Source organism: Rickettsia sibirica 246 (genome assembly GCF_000166935.1).
In the GTDB taxonomy this organism is placed as follows: domain Bacteria; phylum Pseudomonadota; class Alphaproteobacteria; order Rickettsiales; family Rickettsiaceae; genus Rickettsia; species Rickettsia rickettsii.
Window position 1 is genome coordinate 697,586 of the sequence record NZ_AABW01000001.1, and the last position, 23,516, is coordinate 721,101.

Sequence of the window (23,516 nt, forward strand, 5' to 3'; positions counted from 1 at the left end):
ATGTTTAAAATACCTTATGTATTCAGTTAATGCAAAATATAATTAGTATTTATGAAAATCGTTGCTTTAAAAGAAAAAGCCAAGCATGAAACACGAGCCGTAATAACTCCTGAAGTAGCAGGATTGTTAGTCAAAAAAGGCTATACGGTTATGGTAGAAAAAGATATAGGGCTTCATGCCGGTTTTCTTGATGAAGAATATGTTGCTCTAGGTGCTAAAATATCTTCGGTACCACTCGAAATTATTTCTGATGCTGATATTATATTAAAGGTGCAACCTTCATCCGTTACGGATAAATATAGTGAGCTTGAATTTGCAAAAAAAGGAGCAATTATTGTAGGATTATTATCGCCTTATTTAAATCATGAATATATAAAAGCGGCAGCTAAAAAAAACCTTACGACTTTTGCTATGGAGTTTGTGCCGAGAATTACTAAAGCTCAAAATATGGACGCTTTATCTTCTCAAAGTAACTTAGTAGGCTATAGAGCGGTAATTGAAGCAAGCTATCATTATACAAGGGCTTTTCCTATGATGATGACGGCAGCAGGGACGATTTCACCGTGTAAAACTTTAGTGCTTGGTATCGGTGTTGCCGGTCTTCAAGCTATTGCAACGGCAAAAAGGCTTGGTAGCATTGTTGCAGGATATGATGTAAGAGCTGCTACCAAAGAGCAGGTAGAAAGCTTAGGAGCTAAGTTTGTTTCACCGGAATTACAGGAGGATTTACAAGATAAATCAGGCTATGCTCACGAGAGTTCGGAAGATTATAAAGCTAAACAAGAAGAGTTTTTAGCAAAAATTATTAAAGGATATGATATAGTGATTACTACTGCACAAATTCCGGGAAAAAAAGCACCTCTGCTTGTTACGGAAAAAATGCTAGAATCTATGAAGCGCGGCTCAGTGATTGTTGATATAGCGACTAGTACAGGCGGGAACGTGGAAGATTCAGAACCGGATAAGATCGTTACTAAGCACGGAGTTACCATAATAGGTTTATCAAACCTTGCTACTAAAATTGCTACCGACAGCTCAAAATTATATGCTAAGAATTTGTATAATTTTCTAACCTATGCATTGCAAGACGGTAAGTTTAATATGGATGATGCGTTAGTACGTGAGATGTTGATTACTAAAGACGGAAAAATTGTGAGTGAGAAATTAAATATATGAATCAATTACCGACGATGGCTAAACAGGCTGCTGAAATTGCCCATAATGCCCAAGAATTATCAGATAAATTAAAAGATTTGGTAATAGATACTAGTTGGCAAACAAACACAAGTACTATAGATCCGCTAGTATTTGCTATAACTATTTTTGTATTAGCTTCTTTTGTGGGCTATTATGTTGTGTGGAAAGTAACGCCTGCACTCCATACTCCGCTTATGTCTATTACTAACGCTATTTCAGGTATTATAGTTCTTAGTTCTATGATTGCTGCAAGTAGCTCTGCTTTTGGGTTTCCCGGTCTACTAGGGTATTTTGCAACGCTGCTTGCTTCTATAAATATCTTCGGCGGATTTATAGTAACAAAAAGAATGCTCGAGATGTTTAAGAAGAAGTAATTAATAATGTCATACCTGCGTTGTTGATATCCAAATCGTCATTGCAAGGAGCAGGGGAGGGGGTGTTGCATGGATCGAAAAACCTACTCGATGTCGTTCCTGCGTAGGCGGGAATGACATAACAAGCCATACGGTTAACGTTTATAGTGACAAAAAAATCAAATTAAAGTTCTAGTTCTTTATATTCAACGGTAACTACTTCGTATGATTTAGATCCTTTCGGTGTTGTAACTTCTACAAAATCACCTACCGATTTTCCAATCAAAGCTTTTGCTATAGGAGAAGCGATTGAAACTCTTTTTCTAGTTATATCAGCTTCATATTCTCCTACAATAATATATGTTACTTCTTCTTCAGTATCGTCGTCGATCAAAGTAACCGTAGCCCCGAATTTTATGTTATCTCCCGATAATTTACCAATATCAATAATTTCCGCTCTTGCCGTCATATCTTCAAGCTCTTTAATACGCCCTTCTATAAATGCTTGTTTCTCACGTGCCGCTTCATATTCCGCATTCTCGGATAAATCGCCGTGTTCTCGTGCTTCGGCTATATCTGCACTAATTTTTTTACGTTCTACATGTTTTAAATGTTTAAGCTCGTGTTCTAATTTTTCAAAACCTTTAGCAGTGATAGGAAATTTTGTATTCATAATTATATTGTATAGATTTAGTAATTTTAGTATACTATTTTCAATAATATAGATTTCAGCAAGTATATTTGTAATAGTGAAATTTGTCAAATAAGCCTTTTTAATTATTTGGCATTGCCTAAATATCGTCATTGCAAGTGGTCCTTGTCTAAGCGGATTCTGTTATGTCATGCCTGCGAAAGCAGGAATGACATCGAATACTGTTCGCAATGATGTTGGCATTATTTTTCATATAACAATAGCAACAAATTAGTAATCTTATGGAAATTAAAGATTTTGACTTTGAGAAAAAGCGTAAAATTTTCCACCTATCGGCTATAATATTTCCGCTGCTTTATTTATTTATTCCAAGAACCGCTATTACGTTATTATTATTTATAATAACGGCTATTACATTATATTTAGATGTATCACGTCATAATAATGCAAAAATTAGTGAATTTGTAACTAGATTTTTTTCAAAAGTTATAAGGCTTGAAGAAAATAACGGTTCTTTTGCTTTAAGCGGCGTTAGCTTTATGATGATCGGTTTTTTCTTAACTGCTCTTCTTTTCCCTAAAAATTTAGTGATTTGTTCGTGGTTGATTTTAATTATTTCAGATTGTTTAGCGGCTCTTGTCGGCGTTAAAATAGGAAATAGCTTAGGTAACGGTAAATCTATAGCCGGTTCTATTACCTTTTTAGCTTCTGCAATTTTTATAAGTATATTAGTGTATTTCTATTTAGGATATAATACAAGTTTTATTATTATTATTATAAGCTGCATAGGGGCTACAGTAGCTGAATTTTATTCAAAAGATTTAAGAATTAACGATAATTTGTCTATACCGCTTTCTTATTGTCTTTCTACAGCTATTCTTTCCTACATATTGTAATATAATGAGAGTTGCACCGGAATTTTATGAGTTCTTAAGAAACCGTATTAACATATCGGATGTAGTGCGGCAAAAAGTAGCTTTAACTAGAAAATCCGGTAACTATGTAGGTTTATGTCCCTTCCATCAAGAAAAGACCCCATCTTTTACGGTTAGTAATAGTAAGAGATTTTTCTATTGTTTTGGTTGTAAAGCAGCCGGTGACGTTATAAAATTTACTTCTAATATTAGCGGTTTATCTTATAATGAGTCTGCTATAAAGCTTGCAATCGATTACGGTATAGAGATACCGAAATTAACTGCAAAACAGAAAGAATTTTATGAAGAATCCGATGAAATTCTAAATATTTTAGAACTCGCCAATAAGTTTTTCAGGACACAATTAACACCTGAAATATTACATTATCTACATGAAAGGGGTATTACCGAAGAAACAGTAAAAGAGTTTTCAATAGGTTTTGCCCCGAAGAATAATAAATTTGAAAAATTTTTTCACGATAAAAATATAGATATTATAAAGCTTGGTAAAGCAGGGCTAATTGGCAAGCGAGAAAACGGTGAAATATATAATTTATTTTCTAACCGTATTACTATTCCAATTAGAAATATTTACAATAAAATTGTAGGCTTTGGCGGTAGAGTACTAGGGGAGGGGCTGCCTAAATACTTAAATTCACCTGAAACTACAGTATTTCAAAAAAGTGAAACTCTATACGGTGAGCATAAAGCGATAAGCAGTAGCTATAAAAAAAATCATTCGATTTTAGTAGAAGGTTATTTTGATGTTATAGCACTACATCAAGCAGGTTTTAGTGAAACGGTTGCGAGTCTCGGTACTAGCGTTACTGAGAATCACTTACATAAATTATGGCGTGCTGGCGATGAAATTATATTATGTCTTGACGGAGATAATGCAGGCATAAAAGCTAGTATAAGAACTATTAACTTAGCATTACCGCTTATTAATAGTGAAAAGAAAATTTCTTTTATTAGGTTACCAAGCGGACTTGATCCCGACGATGCAGTAAATAAAAACGGTGCTGATTTTTTTGCAAAGCTTATAGATAAAAGAATAAGCTTATCAGAAATGATTTGGCATATTGAGTATAGCGGCAAGAGTTTTAAAACTGCGGAAGAAAAAGCTAATTTAGAAAAAATTTTAAAAAATTATTGCAGCAAAATATCGGATAGTGATTTAAAAGTAAGTTATTACAGGTTTTTTAAAGATCAAATATGGCAAAATTTAGTTACAACGCAGAAGAAAGCTACAACTAAAAACTCAAATTTGGCTCCTATAATTTCAAGTCACGGCTATTCGGAGCTTGAAATACTAGAACACGCTTTTTGTGCTTTGTTGGTTAAATTTCCTATAATACTTGAAGAAAAAGATATTAGAGATTTCATCTCAAATTTAAATTTTAATAATAAATCGCTTGAAGAATTCCGTAATTGGTATTTAAACGAGATTATAGATAATAACGTAGAAGCAAGTGAAATTACTGCAATTGTGGAAAAAACTAGCTTTTTTGATATTTTTTTATTATTATCAAAAACGGATAATTTGTTTTTAGATATCTCATTTAATAAAAATAATATCAGACTGGATTTATTATGGCAGTGGCTACATAAGAAATATTATCTAATAAATTTACAACAAGAATACGCTATTATCATAAACAGTACTGACAATCACGACTTTGAAAAAGTTTTACTATATAAAAAAGAAATTCTGAAGATTGCAAATGAACTGCAAGTTTTAAACGAATCTTTTATTAATCACACGATAACTTAATTATTTCAAACTTCTTTTAAAAGAAAAAAGCATATAGGTATTTAATGAGCAATAGCAATATAGACAATGATCTAGATAAAATAGATAGTTTACTTAAAAAAGCTAAATCTAAAAAGATACCGGTCACTTATGATGATATAAACAACGCTCTTCCTCTTAATAAAAATCCTTCAATAAGACAATTAGAGGAAGCTATATTAAAATTTTCCGATGCAGGAGTAGATATTTTAGAATCTAATGAAGATGATGAAATTAAGCTTGATATCGGAATGGATGAGGAATTTAAGCTATCTACCAATGTTGATAATGAACCTGAGGATGAGGTAGAAGAAGAAAATATAGGTACTACCGATGATCCTGTAAGATTATATCTTAAGGATATGGGGGGAGTCGATCTTTTAACTCGTGAACATGAAGTAGAAATAGCAAAAAGGATTGAGGAAGGACATAAAACAATGACTGCTTCCTTATGTAGAAGCCCTATTGCTATGCGTTGTTTTATAGTATGGTATGAAGATTTAGTTAATGAAAAAATGTTACTACGTGATCTGATAGATTTAGAAGCTAACATGTTACATGACGAAACACCCGAAAATGATGAAGAAAATAGTAGTGAGACCGAAGGAGAAGAGCATGAGGATAATCACTTATCTATGTCTAGAGTAGAAACGCAGATATTACCTAATGTTATAGAGCGTATGAAAAAGATTGCTTTTATCTGCGAAGAGCTACTCATTGAAGCTAAAAAATGTTATGAGAAATCTTTTGAGCCGAAGGTTTTACAAAATAGCAAAAAATATAATAATTTGGAATTATTAATAAATGAAGTTTCGGAAATACATTTTAATTCTAAAAGAACGGAAGAAATTTTAGGTAAGATGTATGGAATAAATCGTGATTTAATTAATAAAGAAACAGCTTTTTTAAAACTTGCTGAAAAATATGGAGTAACTCGCCAAAATTTCCTTGATGAATATATAGGATCGGTTATCAATGCAGCATGGAAAGAAAAAATGCTGAAAAATAAAAAAGTCGCTTGGAAAGAGTTAATGACTAAAGAATCGGATTATATAGATCAAATGATTGCTGAATTATCGGTTATAGAATCTAAAACCGGTCTTTTAGTTAATGATTTTAAAAAACTAGTGAATACTATACAAAAAAGCGAGAGACAAACGCTACAAGCAAAAAAAGATATGATAGAAGCGAATTTACGTTTAGTTATATCTATTGCTAAAAAATACGCTAATAGAGGATTGCAGTTTTTAGATTTAATTCAAGAAGGTAATATAGGACTTATGAAAGCGGTGGATAAATTTGAATATCGCCGTGGTTATAAATTCTCTACCTATGCTACGTGGTGGATTAGACAAGCTATAACAAGAGCTATTGCCGATCAAGCAAGGACTATACGTATTCCTGTGCATATGATTGAAACAATTAATAAGATACTACGTACTTCAAGACAAATGCTTAATGAACTCGGATACGAACCAACAGCAACGGAAATCGCTAACCGTCTTTCAATGCCGCTTGATAAAGTGCGTAAAGTCATGAAAATAGCTAAAGAACCTATAAGTCTTGAGAATCCAGTAGGTGATGATAGTGACGGCGGTCAATTAGGCGATTTTATCGAAGATAAGAATGCAGTAGCACCGATTGATGCGGCAATTCAGTCAAATTTACGAGAAGTTACCACTAGAGTACTTGCAACCCTTACGCCTCGTGAAGAAAGAGTGCTTAGAATGCGTTTCGGTATAGGTATGAATACTGACCATACATTAGAAGAAGTAGGGCAGCAATTTAAAGTAACTAGAGAACGTATAAGACAAATCGAGTCAAAAGCTTTAAGAAAGTTACAACATCCTATTAGATCCAAAAAACTTAATAGCTTTAGAAGCGGAGGAAAGCGTGGTGACGGTAATCCATCGGATTTACTAGAAGCATGATAATACTTATACTGTCATCCCGTGATTTGGGGTCTCAGGACACGGGCTGTGATACAAGATCCCGTGGTCAAGCCACGGGATGACAGCGGGCTATTATGTATCGATATAAAATTACCATTGAATATTTAGGCACGGATCTTGCAGGTTGGCAAAGACAAGCAGGAGTAATGTCGGTACAGCAGATATTAGAAGAAGCGATTTATAAATTTTCCGGTGAACAGGTGATATTGTTTGGGTCAGGAAGGACAGATGCCGGTGTTCATGCTATAGGTCAAGTAGCACATTTTGATCTTTCAAAATATTTAGAACCTCACAAAATTATTACAGCTATCAACTATTTTGCAAGACCGTATGCCGTAGGAGTATGGAATTGTGAATTAGCCCCCAATAATTTTCATGCTAGGTTTTCGGCTACTTCTCGTTATTATATATATAGAATTATTAATAGACCTTATCCATCGGTAATTGATTTAAATAGAGCATGGTGGATTAGTTCACCTTTAGATGTTCCGGCTATGCAACAAGCTGCCGTTTATCTATTAGGCAAACATGATTTTACTTCATTTAGGGCTAGCTCATGTCAATCAAAATCATCGATTAAAACTTTAACTGAACTTAATATTATTAAAGAAGACGAAGAAATAAAATTATATCTTTCAGCCCCGTCATTTTTGCATCATATGGTACGTAATATTGTCGGCAGTTTAGTACTTGTTGGTAAAAATATTTGGCAGGCAGAACAAATTAAAGATGTTTTAGAAGCCAAAGATAGAAAAGCCGCTGGTCCTACTGCTCCCGCCTCCGGTCTTTATTTTGTGAAAACAGCGTATTAACAACCATAAATTTTGTCATTACAATGCCTCCCTGCATAGGCATTGTTATGTGGATACCACCTTGTCATTGCGAGGAAATTACGAAGTAATTGACGAAGCAATCTGAGGGTATTTGACGAGATTGCCACGCAAGTACTACGGTTGCTCACAATGACAACCGGGTATCCATCTACAAAGCACACTCGTAATGACGTCCTAAATTAGTACACTACGACACTGTCAATAAACTGTATAATTTTTCATGGATGTTAGTTAGCTTACCTATATCATTTCCACCGGCTTGAGCAAGGCTTGCTTGTCCACCTCCGCCGCTGCCACCTAAGAATAAAGAAAGTTTTTTTGCAATTATATCTGCATTGTATTTGTCTGTTATAGCTTTACTCACCGCAACCGTAATAGATAATTTACCAATTCCCTCGGCAATATATACCATTATCAAATCTTCTACTTTTTTTGTTAAATTTTCGGCAGCTTGACGTAATATTTTATTGTCTATATTTCCTACTTTTTTATATAATAGTTTTATTCCTGTTATTTGTGCAGCTTGCTTTTCAATTTGCTCTATACTTAAATCTAAACTAGCTAAAAGAGTTTTTTCTAACTCTTTCTCAACTTCCTTGTTACGCTCTAAGATATTATTAACCTTAGTAATAAGTTCATTTTTATTAGTTTTGAAACTGCTTTCTATCGATTTAAGTAAACTATCCTTTTCTCTCATTAATGTAATTACGAATTCACCGCAAACTGCTTCAATTCTACGAACACCTGCTGCTATAGCACTTTCGCTTGTGATTTTAAAGCAACCGATGTCACCGGTACGTCTGACATGCGTACCGCCGCATAATTCTAAAGAAGTCTCACCCATCTTAACTACTCTTACTTCAGAGTCGTATTTCTCGCCAAAAAGTGCCATAGCTCCTTGTTTAATTGCATCTTCAGTTGCCATTAATGTAGTAGTTACTTCATGATTATCTCTAATAATCTCATTTACCTTATCTTCGATTAAAGTGATTTCTTCATTAGTCACAGCTTTAGAATGGCTAATATCAAAGCGTAAATAAGTCGGAGCGACTAACGAACCTTTTTGAGTAACATGTTTCCCAAGTACCTCATGCAGTACTGCATGTAATATATGCGTTGCCGAGTGATGAATTCTTAAATTTTGCCTATATCTTATGTCTATACTAAAATTAGCATTCTCGCCTACGTTAATCTGCCCCTTTTTCAAAATACATTTGTGGATTATAATAGAACCTAAATATTTTAAAGTATCTATTACTTCTACTTCAGAATCTTTTGCAAATATCGTTCCGATGTCACCTATTTGACCGCCTGATTCACCGTAGAAAGGAGTTTGGTTGCTGATTAGTAGGAATTGTGTATCTATTTCTTTTATATCATTAACTAAATTATTATTTTTGATTAATGCAATTATTTTACATTTTGCTTCATTAAGTGTATATCCTAAAAACTCCGTGCTACCATGTTGCTCTTTGATATCAAACCACAACTGATCGGTTTTTGATTCACCGGAGCCAAGCCAAGATTTTCTAGCACGTTCTTTTTGCATAAGCATTTGCTCTTCAAACCCTTTGTGATCAACGGCAATATCACGGTTTTTTAGAATATCTTCGGTTAAATCAAGCGGAAATCCGTAAGTATCGTATAGTTTAAATGCTACTTCTCCTGATAATTCATTACCTTTTGTTAGTGTTTCTGTTTCTTCGGTAAGAAGTTTGAGACCACGTTCTAATGTGGCTTTAAATCTAATTTCTTCTTGTTCTAAGATACTGCTTATAAAGCTTTCTGCTCTTTTAAGTTCAGGATAAACATTCCCCATTAAATCAACAAGTTTTGGCAGTAATTTATACATTAACGGTTCTTTTGACCCAAGCATATGAGCATGCCTCATGGATCTTCGCATAATGCGGCGAAGTACGTAACCACGCCCCTCATTTGAAGGAATAACGCCGTCAGCTATTAAAAAGCTACTTGCTCGTAAGTGGTCGGCAATAACTCGGTAAGAAAATTTAGCTTCTCCCTCTACTTTCACTTTTACTATATTTTCGGTAAAATTAATTATTTCCTGAAATAAATCTATATCATAATTGTTGTTAACATGCTGTAATACTGCCGTCATACGCTCAAGACCCATACCGGTATCGATAGATTTTTGCGATAATTCTATGCTAGTATCTTTATCGATTTGTTCATATTGCATAAATACCATATTCCAAATCTCGATAAATCTATCACCGTCTTCATCTTTAGTACCAGGAAGTCCGCCATATATTTGTTCACCGTGGTCGTAAAAAATTTCGGAACAAGGACCGCAAGGGCCAGTATCACCCATTGACCAAAAATTATCGTTTGTTTTGATCTTTATGATGCGATCATCCCCAAAACCTGCTATTTGTTTCCAATAAGCAGCTGCTTCGTCATCAGTATGATAAATTGTTGCATAAAGTTTGTCTTTTGGGAGTTCAAATTCTTTAGTCAATAAATTCCAAGCGTAATATATGGCTTGTTCTTTAAAATAGTCACCGAATGAAAAATTACCTAGCATTTCAAAAAAGGTATGATGTCTTGCCGTATAACCGACATTCTCAAGGTCATTATGCTTGCCGCCGGCTCTAAGAGACTTTTGACTAGTTACCGCTTTGTTATAAGGTCTTTTTTCTTGTCCGGTAAAAACATTTTTAAATTGTACCATTCCGGAATTAACAAACATTAAGCTAGGGTCATTGTGTGGAATTAACGAGCTAGCCGGTACATGTATATGATTATTTGCTTTAAAGTAAGTTATAAATTTACTTCTAACTTCTTCGGTGGTAAATTTAGTCATGGTAAGATATATTATTTAATGTTATGTCATTCCGGAGAGGATCATTTTTCGTCATGGCGAGGAAAATTACGTAGTAATTGTACGTACGCAATCTCGTACCAAAGTCCTGAGATTGTCACGCTCCTTATCAGTCGTTCACAATGACGGTTCGGGTATCCACGCAGAAATGACGTCCAGTATAGTAAAATACACTGAATTATGATTAAAATAAATTTATTTATGAAAAATATTTTTGATTCGATCAAATTACATTTTGTTCAATTTGCTACAAAATTAAAAATATTTTCTTTCAAAAGAAAAAAGATTGTGGTGTTACTAGGTAATAAAGGTGTATTTCTTAGTACTTTTCTCGATAATAAATTATTAGATAAATTATTTATCCCTACTCGGGAACAGATAGACTTAAATCCTTATAAAAACTTTTTTAGTAAATTTCCAAAAAGCGATATTTATTTTTTACTTGACGGCAGTGAATGTAAAACACGGCACGATCAAATACCTATATTACAGTCAATAGTTAAACTTGATCCTATTGAACAATTTATTGAAGGTTATTTTAATAAAGAAGACATTATAGCACATTGTGTTTACGAAATTACTACTACCCCAAGTGAAATTTGGTCGACTTTAATTATGTCGTGTCCATTTGAAACACCTTTAAGTGATATAATTTCATGCGTTATAGATAACAGATCTCTTGATTTAAAAGGAATTTACTTTTTAACGTTAGAGCTAAAAGTTATTATAAATAAAATAGTGCAGAATATAGAAAATGATAAATATAACGATTATTTTCAAATTTGTGTATATGTATCACAAGCTAGCGGTATAAAATTTATTATCAAACATAAAAATAATATAATAACAATTAGAAATCTTGAGTATCCATTTGATAAAACAACCGGCTATGTTCAAGGTATTATAGAACAAGAAATTAATGATTGTTTGATATTATTTAAAAACTATATAAGTAATCTTGACCAAAGAGTCTGTATAATTCTTATAGTAGATGAAGAGTTAAAATCTTTATTAGAATCAACAAACTTTGAAGAACGCCCTGTAATCTTTATACCGGTTGATAATATACTAAATAAGCCAACTCTAGAAAAAGAAAGATTTATAGATACGAATATTAGTAGACTGTTTCTAGAATATAAGAGTTTTCCCGCTTATAATAATAATTTAAAATCAATAAAAAAACTAGTTACTATAAAGGATCTGACATTTAAATTATATAGTGCATTACTTATAATATTAATATTAGTGGTCGGTATTATCAAATATAATACAAAACAAAATTACAAAGACATAAACTCTATTAATGAAAAATATTATGCAACAAATCAAGAATATGATGATATAAAATATAAATATCCTTATATTAAAAATACTACTAGCCTAGCTGATTTATATGTAATAGAAAAATTACTAGAAGCACCGGTACCACTGCCGTTTGATTTACTTAAAAGGCTAATAATTACTTTAAATCCGGCTTTTAAATTAGAAGAAATTAAATGGGAATTAACAAATATAGATAATATTTTGTTAGTTTCTAAGAGACAATTAATAATCAAGTTAATACTTAAATATCATACTAATAATCTATCGGTGGATGAATCTCTAAAGATGCTAGATGATCATATAACAAACGCAAAAAATAAATTATCTAATTTGCAGATAGATTATGTTATATATAAGGATAAAATACTTGATATATTCGGTAAGGTAGTAATTCCTTTATCGGTTAATATAGTTGATAATAAAACGTAATATTCCATGTCATTCCCGCCTACGCGGGAATGACATAAACCATGCAACGGCACTAATAACCCAAGGTAAAAATAATGTTTGAAAAATATATTATGTATTTAAAGAATCTTATATTTTTTCAATTTATTATATATTTCTTCTTTATTTCCTTAACTATTTGGATAATAAAAATTTTTCAGCAAGAATACAGTAAATCTATTCTTGATAAACAAGTTTTACAAGAAAATCTAACAGAGGAAGTTTTAAAGCTTTATTCTGTCATTAACTCTAAAGAAGAAATATTAGAATTATACAAAAAATATGTAGATTTAAGCGTGCCAAGTAGTGTGAGTTGTTTAAATTATCAAGAACTAATTCCTAAAATAAAAAGCTTAAGCAATAAATATGATTTAGTAGAACCTATAGATGTATTTATAAATTCAGTATTTTTTAAAAATAATGTTCAGGCGATTGAAGGAGAAGGTGAATCGATTCATGTAAATAATTATAGCATAAATATAAAATATGCATGTGCAGATTTTTTGACTTTTCTAAAAATATTCTCTGAAATTTATTCTTATATGCCTCCTAATACTCTTATATCTTTTGTACGAGTACGTAATGAAGAAGTGTTAACACCTAAGAATATATATAAACTTTCAGTAAATCATGCTCCTAATCTTATTTATGCTAAATTGATATTATATATCAGAGAATTAGCCTCAAAATAAATTACCAAAATGAATAATGCAATAGTACTTAATAACGTAAATACTAATTTATTTAAAAAAGAGATTGTTAATAATTTTGTCAATAATCTTATGAAATCTACTTGCTCTACTATTGCAAATATGCTTGCTATAGATTATACGCTAAGGCTTAATTCTAAACCAGAGGCTGAAAAATATATTAATAAATGTATTTCTAGACTCAAAAATTATTTAGGTATGCGGGTTATTAACGATGATAATTTTTCCGTAGCATTAGAGTTATTTGCAATAATGATTACTTCTGAAGACGAAAATGAGCAAAATAAGAATAATATTTTAGAGCAATCACAAGATATAATAGCAGAAAATCTTGTAGAAGTTTATTTTGGAGATGAAATAAATAGTACCGAAAAAGAAAAAATTAAAAATATATTTAAAACTCTTTTAAAAGAGAAGAATTTTGATAAAATAATAAATTATGCGGAGTCTCACAAAAAATTATTTAAGGTTTCTGTAATGTATGCCATGAAGAAATATAATAATATTGATAAAGCAACCATCTATATAAAGAAAGAATTTAATAAAATATTAGAGATGTCTTTAGTATTTACACAAAAAAGTAATATGTTTAAACAAGCAACTGGAAAAATCGCCGGTGCTGTTTGTGCTTTATTAGTCGGAGCAATCAGTGTTGCGACTGCAGGAGCGGCTTTTTCTATCATAGTTGTACCGGCATCAATTTTTGCCGTCAGATATGCACCTGAACTTGGTGAAAAAATTGGAGGATTAATTTTGAATAATGATAATGCAATAAAACTAGAACAAAGCAATATAGATAAGTTTATGAAAACATTACAAAATGATAAAGAAAGTCTTCTATCTCAAGAAAAAACAAAAAACATCAAACAAAATATTAAAGTTTCTCCTTTTCAAATCAATGTTAAATTAACTAAGAAAGTGGTTAATGACAAACATAGATAGGGTATAGTCATTGCGAGAAGAATTACGCAGTAATTCGACGAAGCAATCCAGTAAAAATTCTGTAAATCAGAATTTTTTTAATTATTTTTCTAGATTGCCACATCTCTACGCTCCTCGCAATGACGACTACGGTATCAACGCAAGCAAAGCTATTTTTACTTGAGAATATAAAATATTTAGTATCTTTTTTTTAAAATCAATAAAATAACTTAATGAGAAAAGTAGTAATATCCGGCATGATCGGCAACGCTTTAGAATGGTATGATTATACATTATATGCGCAATTTGCTTTATTATAGGGCAGCATTTTTTTCCGGATCCAGAAATGCAAGAGACGTTAACTTTTGCGGTATTTGCTGCAGGCTTTGTAGTACGACCGCTCGGCGGTATTATTTTCGGTAATATAGGTGATAGATTCGGTAGACGTACTGCTTTGGTGATGGGTATTATAGCTATGGCAATACCGACTGCCGGGATAAGGGCTCTTACCACGTTATAAAACTATTGGAATTGCCACTCCTATTATTTTAACTATTATCAGACTCATACAAGGTTTTTCTTTAGGAGGGGAATTTAGCGGTTGTATTTCGTATATTGTAGAACATGCTTCGTTCGAGCAGTGAGGACTTGCGGGGAGTAGCTCATTTGTTAGTATGTGCGGCGGTATGCTGCTTGAACTTGGTACAGCAGCCGGTTTTTCTTATTTTATGCCTGCCGATATGCTATTTGAATGGGGTTGGAGGATACCTTTTATTGCCGGTTTATTTATTAGCTCCGTAGGTTTATATATTAGAAAAAACCTAGCAGAAAGTCCTATTTATAAAAAAGCTAAGGGAACAAGGCGTTGAGTACGTTTTCCTTTACGAGAAACATTAACAAAATACCCAAAAGAACTAATTATCGCACTTGGTCTGTATATTACCGTAACTGCTTCTTTTTATACTTCTAGGGTTTTTATTGGTAATTTTATGCAAACACTCGGTTATACTAATCAGCAAAGCACAATTGTTAGTAGTATAATATTAATCGTAATAATGATAGTATTTCCTATATCTGCGTATGTTTCGGATAAGGTGGGGCGACGTCCTGTACTAATATTGGGGATTATCTTGTTAATTTTATCAGTCTATCCTATTTTTGTAGCCTTAGGGTCGATGAATTTTACTTTAGCTATAATATCTCAAGTAATATTTGCTGGAGTTATTAGCATCTATATGGGGCCTATTCCAACGGTTTTAGTAGAGATATTTCCGACTAGCATAAGATTTACCGGTGTTGCACTTTCATACAACCTTGCAGCTGCTATATTTGGCGGTACTGCTCCAATGTTAGCAATGATATTAACGAAAGTTACCGGAGACAATTATGCTATTGCATATTATTTAATTGCACTTGCCTTGTTATCTTCTATAATTCTAAAATTCTATAAAGAAACCTATAAAAAGAATCTAGTAAATTAATATGAGCGAAGTTTTTGAAATACCAAACGGTGAAAGCAAGGTTTTACTCCATTGTTGTTGTGCTCCTTGTGTTGGCCCTTTAATGGAAAAAATGATCGATACCGGCATTAAGTTTATGCTTTTTTTCTATAATCCTAATATTCATCCTAAAAAAGAATATGAGCTTCGTAAAAACGAAAATATTAAATTTGCCGAGAAACATAATATAGAATTTATCGATGCAGATTATGATCCACAAAATTGGTTTAGGCGTGCTAAAGGGATGGAGCTTGAGCCTGAGAGAGGTATACGCTGTACAATGTGTTTTGATATGCGTTTCGAGCGTACGGCTTTATATGCTTATGAGAACGGCTTTAAAGTTATAACTAGCTCGCTTGGTATTTCTAGATGGAAAGATATGAACCAAATTAATGAATCAGGAACTAGGGCGGCATCTCATTATGAAGGGGTGACCTATTGGACTTATAATTGGCGTAAAGATGGCGGTGCTAGCAGAATGTACGAAATTGCAAAAGAAGAGCACTTTTATAAACAAGAATTTTGCGGCTGTGTTTATTCTTTCCGTGATACTAACGATTGGCGAGTAGCAAACAATCGTCCTAAAATCGAGATCGGCAAGGAGTATTATTAAGACCTCAAATTAATAAAAAAATATTTTATTTTTTTGCATCTTTATATTATAATAATCTGGACAATCTAGCTATATGAGGATTTTATATGAATAAATGGCAGTTACACGAAGCAAAGAATAAGTTAAGTAATATTATTGATATTGCAATGCATGGTACCCCTCAATGTATTACAAAAAGGGGTGAAGAAGCAGTTGTAATTATTAGTATAAAAGACTATAAACAACTTACTAAACAAAAACCTGATTTCAAAGAATATTTATTGAGCATACCTAAGACAGATAATTTGGATATTCAGAGAGCAAAAGGATATGCTAGAGATTTTGAATTATGAAATATTTATTAGATACTAATGTTGTATCTGAAATTCAAAAGAAAAAATCCAATTCTCAAGTAGCAGCATGGTTTTCAATTATTCATTCTAGCCAGTTATACTTGAGTTGTATTACTATCGGCGAAATAAGAAAGGGAATATCAAAATTAGCAAAGAAAGATAAAATAACAAGTTTGAAATTAGAAAAATGGTTAGAAAGAATAATAATAGATTATAATGAAAGAATTCTTAATATTGATAAAGAAATATGTGAGGAGTGGGGTGAATTAATGAGTATTGATAGTACAAATGCAATCGATGCTTTAATAGCTGCACAGGCAAAACAAAGTAATATGATACTAGTTACTAGAAATATTAAACATTATAATATGTTTAATATAAAAATATTTGATCCTTTTAACTGATCAAAATTTTCTTTCCCAATAATAATACCCTATGAAAAAACTATCATTTCAGCAAATTATTCTGACATTACAAAATTATTGGCAGGATTATGGCTGTGCAATATTGCAACCTTACGATGCCCATGTTGGAGCCGGTACGTTTCACCCTGCAACTGTACTTCGCTGCCTTGGTACTAAACCTTGGTCTGTTGCATATGTTCAGCCATCAAGAAGACCAGGGGATAGCAGGTATGGCATGCATCCTAATAGAATGCAGCATTATTATCAGTTTCAAGTTATCTTAAAGCCGTCTCCAGATAATATTCAAGAGTTATATCTTAAAAGCTTAGAATGTTTAGGCATAGATTTAAAAATTCATGATATCAGATTTGTTGAAGATGATTGGGAGTCGCCAACCTTAGGTGCTGCCGGGCTTGGCTGGGAAGTATGGTGTAACGGTATGGAAGTATCGCAATTTACTTATATGCAGCAAATCGGTGGTATTGAATGCCGTCCCGTTGCCGGTGAAATCACTTATGGACTCGAGAGGCTTGCTTTATATATTCAAGGTGTTGATGCAGTAAGAGAGCTTGATTGGAGCGGGCAAGTAGGCGAAAAAGCTTTAAAATACGGTGAAGTGGATTTCGAAGCTGAAGGGCAATTTTCAAAATATAATTTAGAGCTTGCCGATAGTGAAATGTTACTGCGACATTTCAAGGATAGCGAAGACCAGTGTGAGAGATTAATCAAAGCTAATTTACCTATGCCGGCTTATGATGAATGCCTTAAGGCAAGTCATGCATTTAATCAACTAAATGCACTTGGAGTAATCAGCGTCACTGAGCGTGCTTCTTATGTTTTAAGAGTGCGTCATTTAGCTAGAATTTGTTGTACAAAATGGTTGGAGATGAACAAGTGAGCGAGTTATTATTAGAACTATTTAGCGAAGAAATTCCGGCTTTTATGCAAAAAAATGCTGAAGAGGGTTATTTAAATATATTCACGAAAATTTTTGAAGAAAACGAAATATTTGCAAAAGTACAAGTATTCGCGGGACCTCGCAGGATAACGCTGCATGCTACCCATTTGCCAAAGATAACTTTGCCAAAAGAGGAAGAAATTAAAGGACCAAGCATAGAAGCTCCGGAAGCCGCTATTAACGGCTTTTGTAAAGCTCATAATGTTAGTAAATTAGAGCTTCCTACTAAATTAATTAGTAATCAGCTATATTATTTCTTTGTCAAAAAAACAGAAGAAAGAGAAATAAAAGAGATTTTGCCGGAGATTATTATAGAGGCTATTAATAAATATAGCTGGGCAAAATCGATGTTTTGGGGTGATTACAAAATAAAATGGATTAGACCTCTGCGAAATATTTTATGCATATTTGACGGCGAAATATTACCGATGCAATTTGGGCATTTAACCGCTAATAATATTACGTATGGGCATCGTCTTACTGATAATAAAAAATTAGAAGTAACAGATTTTGAAGATTATAGAAATAAGCTTTTAGAAAATCATGTTATTTTAGAAAGAGCAAAGAGAGAGGCAATAATTAAAACCGGTTTACTGGAACTAGCAAATTCTCATGAGTTAATTATAAAAGAAGATAATCGTTTAGTAGAAGAAGTAGTAGGGCTTAGCGAATTTCCTGTTGTGCTGCTTGGAAAAATACCACAAAAATTTTTAGAGTTACCTAAAGAAGTACTTATTTCTTCGATGCGTACGCATCAGAAATATTTTTGTTTATTTGATAAAACAGGAAATTTCACACCGTATTTTCTCTTTGTCAGTAATGGCAGATTTACAAATGCTGAACTAGTTATTCAAGGTAACGAGAAAGTTCTATCGGCACGTCTTTCGGATGCTTTATATTTTTGTAAGCAGGATATAGCTAAAACTTTAGAATCAAGATTAGGCCAATTAGAAGCCGTAACATTTCATGCAAAGCTTGGTAATTTAAGAGAAAAAATTGAACGCATAACCGATATTTGTAATTATATAGCTCCAAATAATAAGGATTTGATTACAGCAGCTAGACTTTGCAAAAGTGATCTTGTTTCTGAGATGGTTGGAGAATTTCCTGATTTACAGGGGATTATGGGTTATTATTATGCAAAACATGAAGGGCTAAATGCAGAAATAGCCACTGCAATTAGAGACCATTATAAACCGCAAGGTTTGAGCGACAATTTACCAAGTGGAAATGCGGCTTTACTTGCTTTAGCCGATAAGCTAGATAGTTTAGTAGGTTTGATGATAGCAGGGGAAACACCAACAGGCTCAGGTGATCCATATGCCTTAAGACGTCAAGCTCTTGGTATAATAAGAATAATACTTGAAAATAAATTAGAGCTAAATTTTGATGATTTAATTAATTTTTCTATAAACTTATATAAAGATTCATCTGACGAAAATAAGAATTTAATAATATCTTTTTTTGAAGAAAGAGCAAAATTTTACTTTAAAAATGACTATGATATTGTGTTAATTAATGCAGTTCTTGACTTAAATTTAGTAGATACAAACTTTAAGCTTGATGCGTTAAAAGAATTTTTAATAGAAGACGCAGGCAAGCAATTATTAAATGCTTACAAACGAGCTAGCAATATAATTGGTGATCAGAAAATTACCGGCTTAGTTGATGCGAGTCTCTTTAGTACACAACCTGAAAAAGAATTATTTGAAGTAATCCAAAAAATTTCTCCGCGAATTATAGATAGTATAGCTGATAAAGATTATAAGAAAGCATTAAATTTATTATCGTCTCTATTAACTCCCATTACTAGCTTTTTTGATAATGTACTCGTTAATGACTCTGATCCAAAGATCGCTCAAAATCGTTTGTCGTTATTACAGAATATTTGTGAATTATTTGATAAAGTAACTAAGTTTAACCGCTTATGATAAACAAAGCAGTTCAATTTATAAAATCAGGTAAAGTGGTTGTTTTTCCGACTGAAACAGTCTATGGGATTGGTGCGGATGCCACAAATAATGAGGCGTGTTTAAAGATTTTTCAGTTCAAAGAGCGTCCTGCTATCAATCCGCTTATCGTGCATGTCTCCTCCATAGAGCAAGCAAAGGAAATAGGGGAGTTTGACGATTTAGCTACAAAAATAGCAGAAAAATTTTGGTCTGGGCCATTATCTATAGTTGTCCCTTTAAAAGAGAATGCAAATATTGCTCCTAGCGTAACAGCAGGACTAAATACCATAGCACTTCGGATACCATCTTATCCTGTAGCGTTAGAGCTTATCAGACAATCAGGCATACCTATAGCTGCCCCAAGTGCTAACCCTTCAAACTATATTAGTCCGACTAACGCTGAGCATGTCACAAAACATTTTAAGGATAATCAGGAAATTTTTATTTTAGCACCTGAAATCTATCAATCTAAATATGGGCTAGAGTCAACGATAATTGATACAACAACTGTTACTCCTACTATTCTTAGAGAAGGGTTTATAACTGCTGAAATTTTAGGAGAAATACTAGGGATAGAAGTTTTAAAAGCATCAGAGACAAGTACTATAAAAGCTTCGGGAATGCTTGCAAAACACTATTCACCAAAAGTACCGGTTAGGCTAAATGCTATAAATTTAGAGGATAAAGAAATCGGATTAAATTTTAGCAATAGCAATCTTACAGGAAGATTTTCATTAAACTTAAGTGTAAAAGGTGACTTTATAGAAGCCGCTGCAAATCTTTATGCTTATTTAAGAATACTTGACGATTATGCTGCATCTCATGATGTAAGAGGTATAGCAGTTAGCCCTATACCTCAAGTGAATATAGGGGTTGCAATTAATGATCGCCTAAAACGTGCCGCAAAATCATAAATTTCGGCGTTCTATTCGCCTTAATAGCTTTTTGATGATATTTGGTAATTACATAGTTATTGTGCGGTTTTAAATAATCATTTTTATTTATAATTTCAAAATTATCGTTCTGCTGTATTAACTCTATTGCTTCATAAAAATAATTTTCGATATCGGAAGCAAATACTAAATTACCGTTGTCTTTTAGCTTATCTTGTAAAAGCTTAAGTCGTTCTTTATTGAAAATACGTTTCTTTTTTTGCTTATTTTTTATCCATGGATCGGGAAATAAAATATAAATTCCATCAAGGCTATTACTTGGTATCTCATTTAATATTAAATCCAAATTATTAGGGAATAATAAAAAATTCGTGATATTTTGTTCGCCTGCAAGCTTTAAAACATTTGCAACTCCGTTTAAATATACATCTATCCCAATAAAAAGTGCATTAGGATTCATTTTAGCTTGATTAATGAAATGCTCACCCATACCAAAGCCTATCTCAAGAAATACTTTACGTTTTTCATTTACAAGCTTTTCTTTAGAAAATAAATATTTTGGTAGTTTGTTATCTAATAAATTCTTTTGCACTCCTGATAAGCTTTTACCGATACGTCTTGCATATGACCGATTGAGATTAATAGGAGAAAATAATATTACCCTACTGTGACCTTGTAGATCCTTATAAACGCTTTCAATATTATAACCATGATCTAAGAAAATTTGGGTTACCGCTTCTTCCTGTTTAAACCCTATTTCTAATATAATCTTACCGTTTGGTTTTAAGAATTGTTTGGCATTTTCGGCGATGAGAAAGTAAGCTTGCAGTCCGTCTTTTTCAGCAAATAAAGCAATAGACGGTTCATAATTGATTGTTTCAATTGCCATCTCTGATTTTTCGCTGTGAGCTATATATGGCGGGTTGCTAACGATAAAATCAAATTTCTGAGTTTCAATATTCTCAAACCAATTACTGTGAATAATCTGAATGCGATCCGTTACCTCATATTTTGCCGCATTACTTTTGATAATGTCTATAGCATCAAGACTTATATCGGTTGCAATTACATTAGCATGCGGTAACTCACATAATAGACTGATAGCAATGCAGCCGCTACCTGTGCCAAGTTCTAGGATATTTAAGAATTTGTCATTGCAGTTTTCGCTTATGTCATTCCCGCGAAAGCAGGGATTCGGTTGCTTTTTTTCTGGATTCCCGCTTTCGTGGGAATGACATTGAAATACAACATCCACCAAAACTTCAGTATCGCTTCTTGGAATTAATACATGTTTATTAACAATAAATTCACGTGAGTAAAATTCTTTAACACCTGTAATATATACTATCGGTTCATGCTTTAATCTTCTCGCTAACAGTTTTTCAAAAGCTTCTATCTTGGCTTCATTTAACTGTTCATCAAGATTAATAAGTAAATACTCAATAGGTTTATTTATAACATGCTGTAGTAAAATTCGTGCTTCTAATTGCGGCGAACTAATACCTATTTTATTTAATTTATCTGTAGCGTCACTAAGAATTTGCTTTATAGAACATTGCATGGAAAGTTTTATTTTCTGCCAAAATTTTTCATTTCTAAAATCTCATCTACACTACCTAGCGGTGCTCGTTTTTTAAGTTCAGTAAATTCACGAAATATATTATTACCAAATTTATTCTTATAATATTCGGGTTCCAGAGTTATAATATCTATTTTAAGATAATTTTTGGTTTTAGGTATTTTAATTATTTTCATAAACCGTTTTATGTTATTATATCACCAATTATTTCTGAATAATATCTATATAGCTATTTTTAAAGCTAAGATTTGCTAATGTTTCTAAATCACAAGTGATTAAAGGTTCTTGTTCGTGTTGATTTTTTAATAAATAAGGACTAGTACAAAATCAAGCGAACTCTCCTTTTATCTGGTCAGCAGTTAGTTTATTTAGTACTTCACCATTTTTCCCATACAAAACCAAGTCAGAAAAAGCACCATATCCTGCTTCGGTAAATTTTATGGGAGCTTTCTTCTCACCTAAAATTTGTTTTTTCTCATATTCTTTAATAATAATATGAGTTATATTTTTTGTTGGAACAGTAATCATATATTCTTTTTTGTTAGGATAAATAATCTCTGCACATTTAGCAATAAAATTATGAAGTTTAAGCGAAAGACTAGAATGTTTTTTAGTATTATTATAGTCATATATTGGAGCTTTAAATAAAATTTGCGTTCTAGAAGTTGCCATAGTTGTGATCATTTCTACCGATGGTATATCAATACTACTTTTCTGTTCCCATGCTTTATTATAGGTAAAAACTACATATACATCTGTTAAATCTTGGTCATGATATTCTATTGCTAGAGTCAAAAGCATCTAGGCCCATAAAAGCTTTGCTATATTCTTTTTCCCGGACTGGTTTATAAACTCCCCCTGTTTCTTTGAGAAATTTTGCCAAGTAGTTACATTTACTCCATTAACTTTTACCATATAAAAATGTAAATCATCTTCTACTTCATAATGATAAATTTCTGATTTCACTTCTTGTGCTTTATATAGCTTTGTAAAAAGATGTTGTAAATTAGAATATTTTTCATCTATTTTACTGAAATCAAATTCAGAGAAAATCCGCAGAGCTTGCATATATTGCATGTCTATATTATCAGGTGCTTTTGCTTCTTTGCATGCAACTTTTATAAATTTATTTAATTGTTCTTCTTGCTCATTAAAATCATTTTTTTTAAATTCTTCTAAAAATTTTTTTAATAAAAGTTCTTTCCTATAATTTGCATCATCAATATACGTACTATTATTAATATCTATACCTGTTTTTAATCTTAGAGAAAGAATTTCATTGACGAATTCAGAAATTTTAATTTCATGTTCTGTACTAATATTGGGAAGAGCTAGCAATTTTTATAGATT

21 protein-coding genes and 1 pseudogene are annotated in these 23,516 nt (G+C 32.3%); 16 read left to right on the forward strand and 6 right to left on the reverse strand.

Annotated elements, in window-relative coordinates; translation table 11 throughout:
- Nucleotides 1-51 precede the first annotated feature (51 nt).
- Nucleotides 52-1,176: an NAD(P) transhydrogenase subunit alpha gene (locus RSIB_RS02480; RefSeq protein WP_004997124.1), complete on the forward strand. Its 1,125-nt coding sequence runs from the start codon at nucleotides 52-54 to the stop codon at nucleotides 1,174-1,176.
- Nucleotides 1,173-1,571, forward strand: a complete 399-nt coding sequence (locus RSIB_RS02475) for an NAD(P) transhydrogenase subunit alpha part 2 (RefSeq protein WP_004997126.1) — start codon at nucleotides 1,173-1,175, stop codon at nucleotides 1,569-1,571. The genes RSIB_RS02480 and RSIB_RS02475 overlap by 4 nt, the downstream gene beginning before the upstream one ends.
- A 163-nt stretch (nucleotides 1,572-1,734) precedes the next feature.
- On the opposite strand, the gene greA is transcribed toward RSIB_RS02475, so the two are convergent.
- Nucleotides 1,735-2,223, reverse strand: coding sequence for a transcription elongation factor GreA (gene greA / locus RSIB_RS02470; RefSeq protein WP_004997127.1), 489 nt, complete (start codon nucleotides 2,221-2,223; stop codon nucleotides 1,735-1,737).
- Between the two features lie 260 nt (nucleotides 2,224-2,483).
- Here greA and RSIB_RS02465 point away from each other — a divergent pair, with 260 nt between their 5' ends.
- The 4 genes from RSIB_RS02465 (at nucleotide 2,484) to truA (ending at nucleotide 7,672) form a co-directional block, all read left to right on the forward strand.
- Nucleotides 2,484-3,098, forward strand: a complete 615-nt coding sequence (locus RSIB_RS02465) for a diacylglycerol/polyprenol kinase family protein (protein WP_004997128.1) — start codon at nucleotides 2,484-2,486, stop codon at nucleotides 3,096-3,098.
- 4 nt (nucleotides 3,099-3,102) lie between these two features.
- Nucleotides 3,103-4,890, forward strand: a complete 1,788-nt coding sequence (gene dnaG, locus RSIB_RS02460; RefSeq protein ID WP_004997129.1) for a DNA primase — start codon at nucleotides 3,103-3,105, stop codon at nucleotides 4,888-4,890.
- Between the two features lie 44 nt (nucleotides 4,891-4,934).
- Nucleotides 4,935-6,839 (forward strand): RNA polymerase sigma factor RpoD, encoded by a 1,905-nt coding sequence (gene rpoD, locus RSIB_RS02455; RefSeq protein ID WP_004997130.1) that lies wholly within the window; start codon nucleotides 4,935-4,937, stop codon nucleotides 6,837-6,839.
- 95 nt (nucleotides 6,840-6,934) lie between these two features.
- Nucleotides 6,935-7,672 carry a tRNA pseudouridine(38-40) synthase TruA gene (gene truA, locus RSIB_RS02450; protein WP_004997133.1) on the forward strand — a complete coding sequence of 246 codons (738 nt, stop codon included), beginning with the start codon at nucleotides 6,935-6,937 and terminating at the stop codon, nucleotides 7,670-7,672.
- 208 nt (nucleotides 7,673-7,880) lie between these two features.
- On the opposite strand, the gene alaS is transcribed toward truA, so the two are convergent.
- Entirely contained in the window at nucleotides 7,881-10,517 is a 2,637-nt protein-coding gene (gene alaS / locus RSIB_RS02445; protein ID WP_004997135.1) for an alanine--tRNA ligase, read from the reverse strand.
- Nucleotides 10,518-10,715: 198 nt separating this feature from the next.
- Here alaS and RSIB_RS02440 point away from each other — a divergent pair, with 198 nt between their 5' ends.
- The 10 genes and pseudogenes from RSIB_RS02440 (at nucleotide 10,716) to RSIB_RS02400 (ending at nucleotide 20,608) form a co-directional block, all read left to right on the forward strand.
- Nucleotides 10,716-12,287 carry a hypothetical protein gene (locus RSIB_RS02440; protein ID WP_004997137.1) on the forward strand — a complete coding sequence of 524 codons (1,572 nt, stop codon included), beginning with the start codon at nucleotides 10,716-10,718 and terminating at the stop codon, nucleotides 12,285-12,287.
- Between the two features lie 74 nt (nucleotides 12,288-12,361).
- Nucleotides 12,362-12,997: a hypothetical protein gene (locus RSIB_RS02435; RefSeq protein ID WP_004997138.1), complete on the forward strand. Its 636-nt coding sequence runs from the start codon at nucleotides 12,362-12,364 to the stop codon at nucleotides 12,995-12,997.
- A gap of 9 nt (nucleotides 12,998-13,006) precedes the next feature.
- Nucleotides 13,007-13,957 carry an RP853 family protein gene (locus RSIB_RS02430; protein WP_004997140.1) on the forward strand — a complete coding sequence of 317 codons (951 nt, stop codon included), beginning with the start codon at nucleotides 13,007-13,009 and terminating at the stop codon, nucleotides 13,955-13,957.
- Nucleotides 13,958-14,169: 212 nt separating this feature from the next.
- Nucleotides 14,170-15,417, forward strand: a pseudogene (locus RSIB_RS06935) (MFS transporter).
- Nucleotide 15,418: 1 nt separating this feature from the next.
- Nucleotides 15,419-16,048, forward strand: coding sequence for an epoxyqueuosine reductase QueH (locus RSIB_RS02425; protein WP_004997144.1), 630 nt, complete (start codon nucleotides 15,419-15,421; stop codon nucleotides 16,046-16,048).
- Between the two features lie 86 nt (nucleotides 16,049-16,134).
- Nucleotides 16,135-16,380, forward strand: coding sequence for a type II toxin-antitoxin system Phd/YefM family antitoxin (locus tag RSIB_RS02420; protein ID WP_004997145.1), 246 nt, complete (start codon nucleotides 16,135-16,137; stop codon nucleotides 16,378-16,380).
- Complete coding sequence (locus tag RSIB_RS02415; RefSeq protein ID WP_004997147.1) at nucleotides 16,377-16,784, forward strand: type II toxin-antitoxin system VapC family toxin; 408 nt, start codon at nucleotides 16,377-16,379, stop codon at nucleotides 16,782-16,784. The genes RSIB_RS02420 and RSIB_RS02415 overlap by 4 nt, the downstream gene beginning before the upstream one ends.
- Before the next feature lie 31 nt (nucleotides 16,785-16,815).
- Nucleotides 16,816-17,682 carry a glycine--tRNA ligase subunit alpha gene (locus tag RSIB_RS02410; RefSeq protein ID WP_016728397.1) on the forward strand — a complete coding sequence of 289 codons (867 nt, stop codon included), beginning with the start codon at nucleotides 16,816-16,818 and terminating at the stop codon, nucleotides 17,680-17,682.
- Complete coding sequence (gene glyS, locus RSIB_RS02405) at nucleotides 17,679-19,673, forward strand: glycine--tRNA ligase subunit beta (RefSeq protein WP_004997154.1); 1,995 nt, start codon at nucleotides 17,679-17,681, stop codon at nucleotides 19,671-19,673. Before RSIB_RS02410 ends, glyS begins: the two co-directional genes overlap by 4 nt.
- A complete protein-coding gene (locus RSIB_RS02400) occupies nucleotides 19,670-20,608 on the forward strand; it encodes an L-threonylcarbamoyladenylate synthase (RefSeq protein WP_004997156.1) in 939 nt (312 codons plus the stop codon). The genes glyS and RSIB_RS02400 overlap by 4 nt, the downstream gene beginning before the upstream one ends.
- Here the strand turns inward: RSIB_RS02400 and trmB are convergent.
- The 4 genes from trmB to RSIB_RS09835 form a co-directional block, all read right to left on the reverse strand.
- Nucleotides 20,574-22,148 (reverse strand): bifunctional peptide chain release factor N(5)-glutamine methyltransferase PrmC/tRNA (guanosine(46)-N7)-methyltransferase TrmB, encoded by a 1,575-nt coding sequence (gene trmB / locus RSIB_RS02395; protein WP_004997158.1) that lies wholly within the window; start codon nucleotides 22,146-22,148, stop codon nucleotides 20,574-20,576. The two genes, RSIB_RS02400 and trmB, sit on opposite strands and share 35 nt — an antisense overlap.
- Before the next feature lie 8 nt (nucleotides 22,149-22,156).
- Nucleotides 22,157-22,342, reverse strand: coding sequence for a hypothetical protein (locus RSIB_RS02390; protein WP_004997160.1), 186 nt, complete (start codon nucleotides 22,340-22,342; stop codon nucleotides 22,157-22,159).
- Between the two features lie 151 nt (nucleotides 22,343-22,493).
- A complete protein-coding gene (locus RSIB_RS02385) occupies nucleotides 22,494-22,967 on the reverse strand; it encodes a hypothetical protein (protein WP_004997162.1) in 474 nt (157 codons plus the stop codon).
- Nucleotides 22,968-23,504 carry a hypothetical protein gene (locus RSIB_RS09835; RefSeq protein WP_004997165.1) on the reverse strand — a complete coding sequence of 179 codons (537 nt, stop codon included), beginning with the start codon at nucleotides 23,502-23,504 and terminating at the stop codon, nucleotides 22,968-22,970.
- Nucleotides 23,505-23,516 lie beyond the last annotated feature (12 nt).

Coding starts and splice junctions, on each gene's coding strand:
- RSIB_RS02480 (WP_004997124.1), top strand. CDS start 52: ATGAAAATCGTTGCTTTAAAAGAAAAAGCCAAGCATGAAACACGAGCC.
- RSIB_RS02475 (WP_004997126.1), top strand. CDS start 1,173: ATGAATCAATTACCGACGATGGCTAAACAGGCTGCTGAAATTGCCCAT.
- greA (WP_004997127.1), bottom strand. CDS start 2,223: ATGAATACAAAATTTCCTATCACTGCTAAAGGTTTTGAAAAATTAGAA.
- RSIB_RS02465 (WP_004997128.1), top strand. CDS start 2,484: ATGGAAATTAAAGATTTTGACTTTGAGAAAAAGCGTAAAATTTTCCAC.
- dnaG (WP_004997129.1), top strand. CDS start 3,103: ATGAGAGTTGCACCGGAATTTTATGAGTTCTTAAGAAACCGTATTAAC.
- rpoD (WP_004997130.1), top strand. CDS start 4,935: ATGAGCAATAGCAATATAGACAATGATCTAGATAAAATAGATAGTTTA.
- truA (WP_004997133.1), top strand. CDS start 6,935: ATGTATCGATATAAAATTACCATTGAATATTTAGGCACGGATCTTGCA.
- alaS (WP_004997135.1), bottom strand. CDS start 10,517: ATGACTAAATTTACCACCGAAGAAGTTAGAAGTAAATTTATAACTTAC.
- RSIB_RS02440 (WP_004997137.1), top strand. CDS start 10,716: ATGATTAAAATAAATTTATTTATGAAAAATATTTTTGATTCGATCAAA.
- RSIB_RS02435 (WP_004997138.1), top strand. CDS start 12,362: ATGTTTGAAAAATATATTATGTATTTAAAGAATCTTATATTTTTTCAA.
- RSIB_RS02430 (WP_004997140.1), top strand. CDS start 13,007: ATGAATAATGCAATAGTACTTAATAACGTAAATACTAATTTATTTAAA.
- RSIB_RS02425 (WP_004997144.1), top strand. CDS start 15,419: ATGAGCGAAGTTTTTGAAATACCAAACGGTGAAAGCAAGGTTTTACTC.
- RSIB_RS02420 (WP_004997145.1), top strand. CDS start 16,135: ATGAATAAATGGCAGTTACACGAAGCAAAGAATAAGTTAAGTAATATT.
- RSIB_RS02415 (WP_004997147.1), top strand. CDS start 16,377: ATGAAATATTTATTAGATACTAATGTTGTATCTGAAATTCAAAAGAAA.
- RSIB_RS02410 (WP_016728397.1), top strand. CDS start 16,816: ATGAAAAAACTATCATTTCAGCAAATTATTCTGACATTACAAAATTAT.
- RSIB_RS02400 (WP_004997156.1), top strand. CDS start 19,670: ATGATAAACAAAGCAGTTCAATTTATAAAATCAGGTAAAGTGGTTGTT.
- trmB (WP_004997158.1), bottom strand. CDS start 22,148: ATGCAATGTTCTATAAAGCAAATTCTTAGTGACGCTACAGATAAATTA.
- RSIB_RS02390 (WP_004997160.1), bottom strand. CDS start 22,342: ATGAAAATAATTAAAATACCTAAAACCAAAAATTATCTTAAAATAGAT.
- RSIB_RS02385 (WP_004997162.1), bottom strand. CDS start 22,967: ATGCTTTTGACTCTAGCAATAGAATATCATGACCAAGATTTAACAGAT.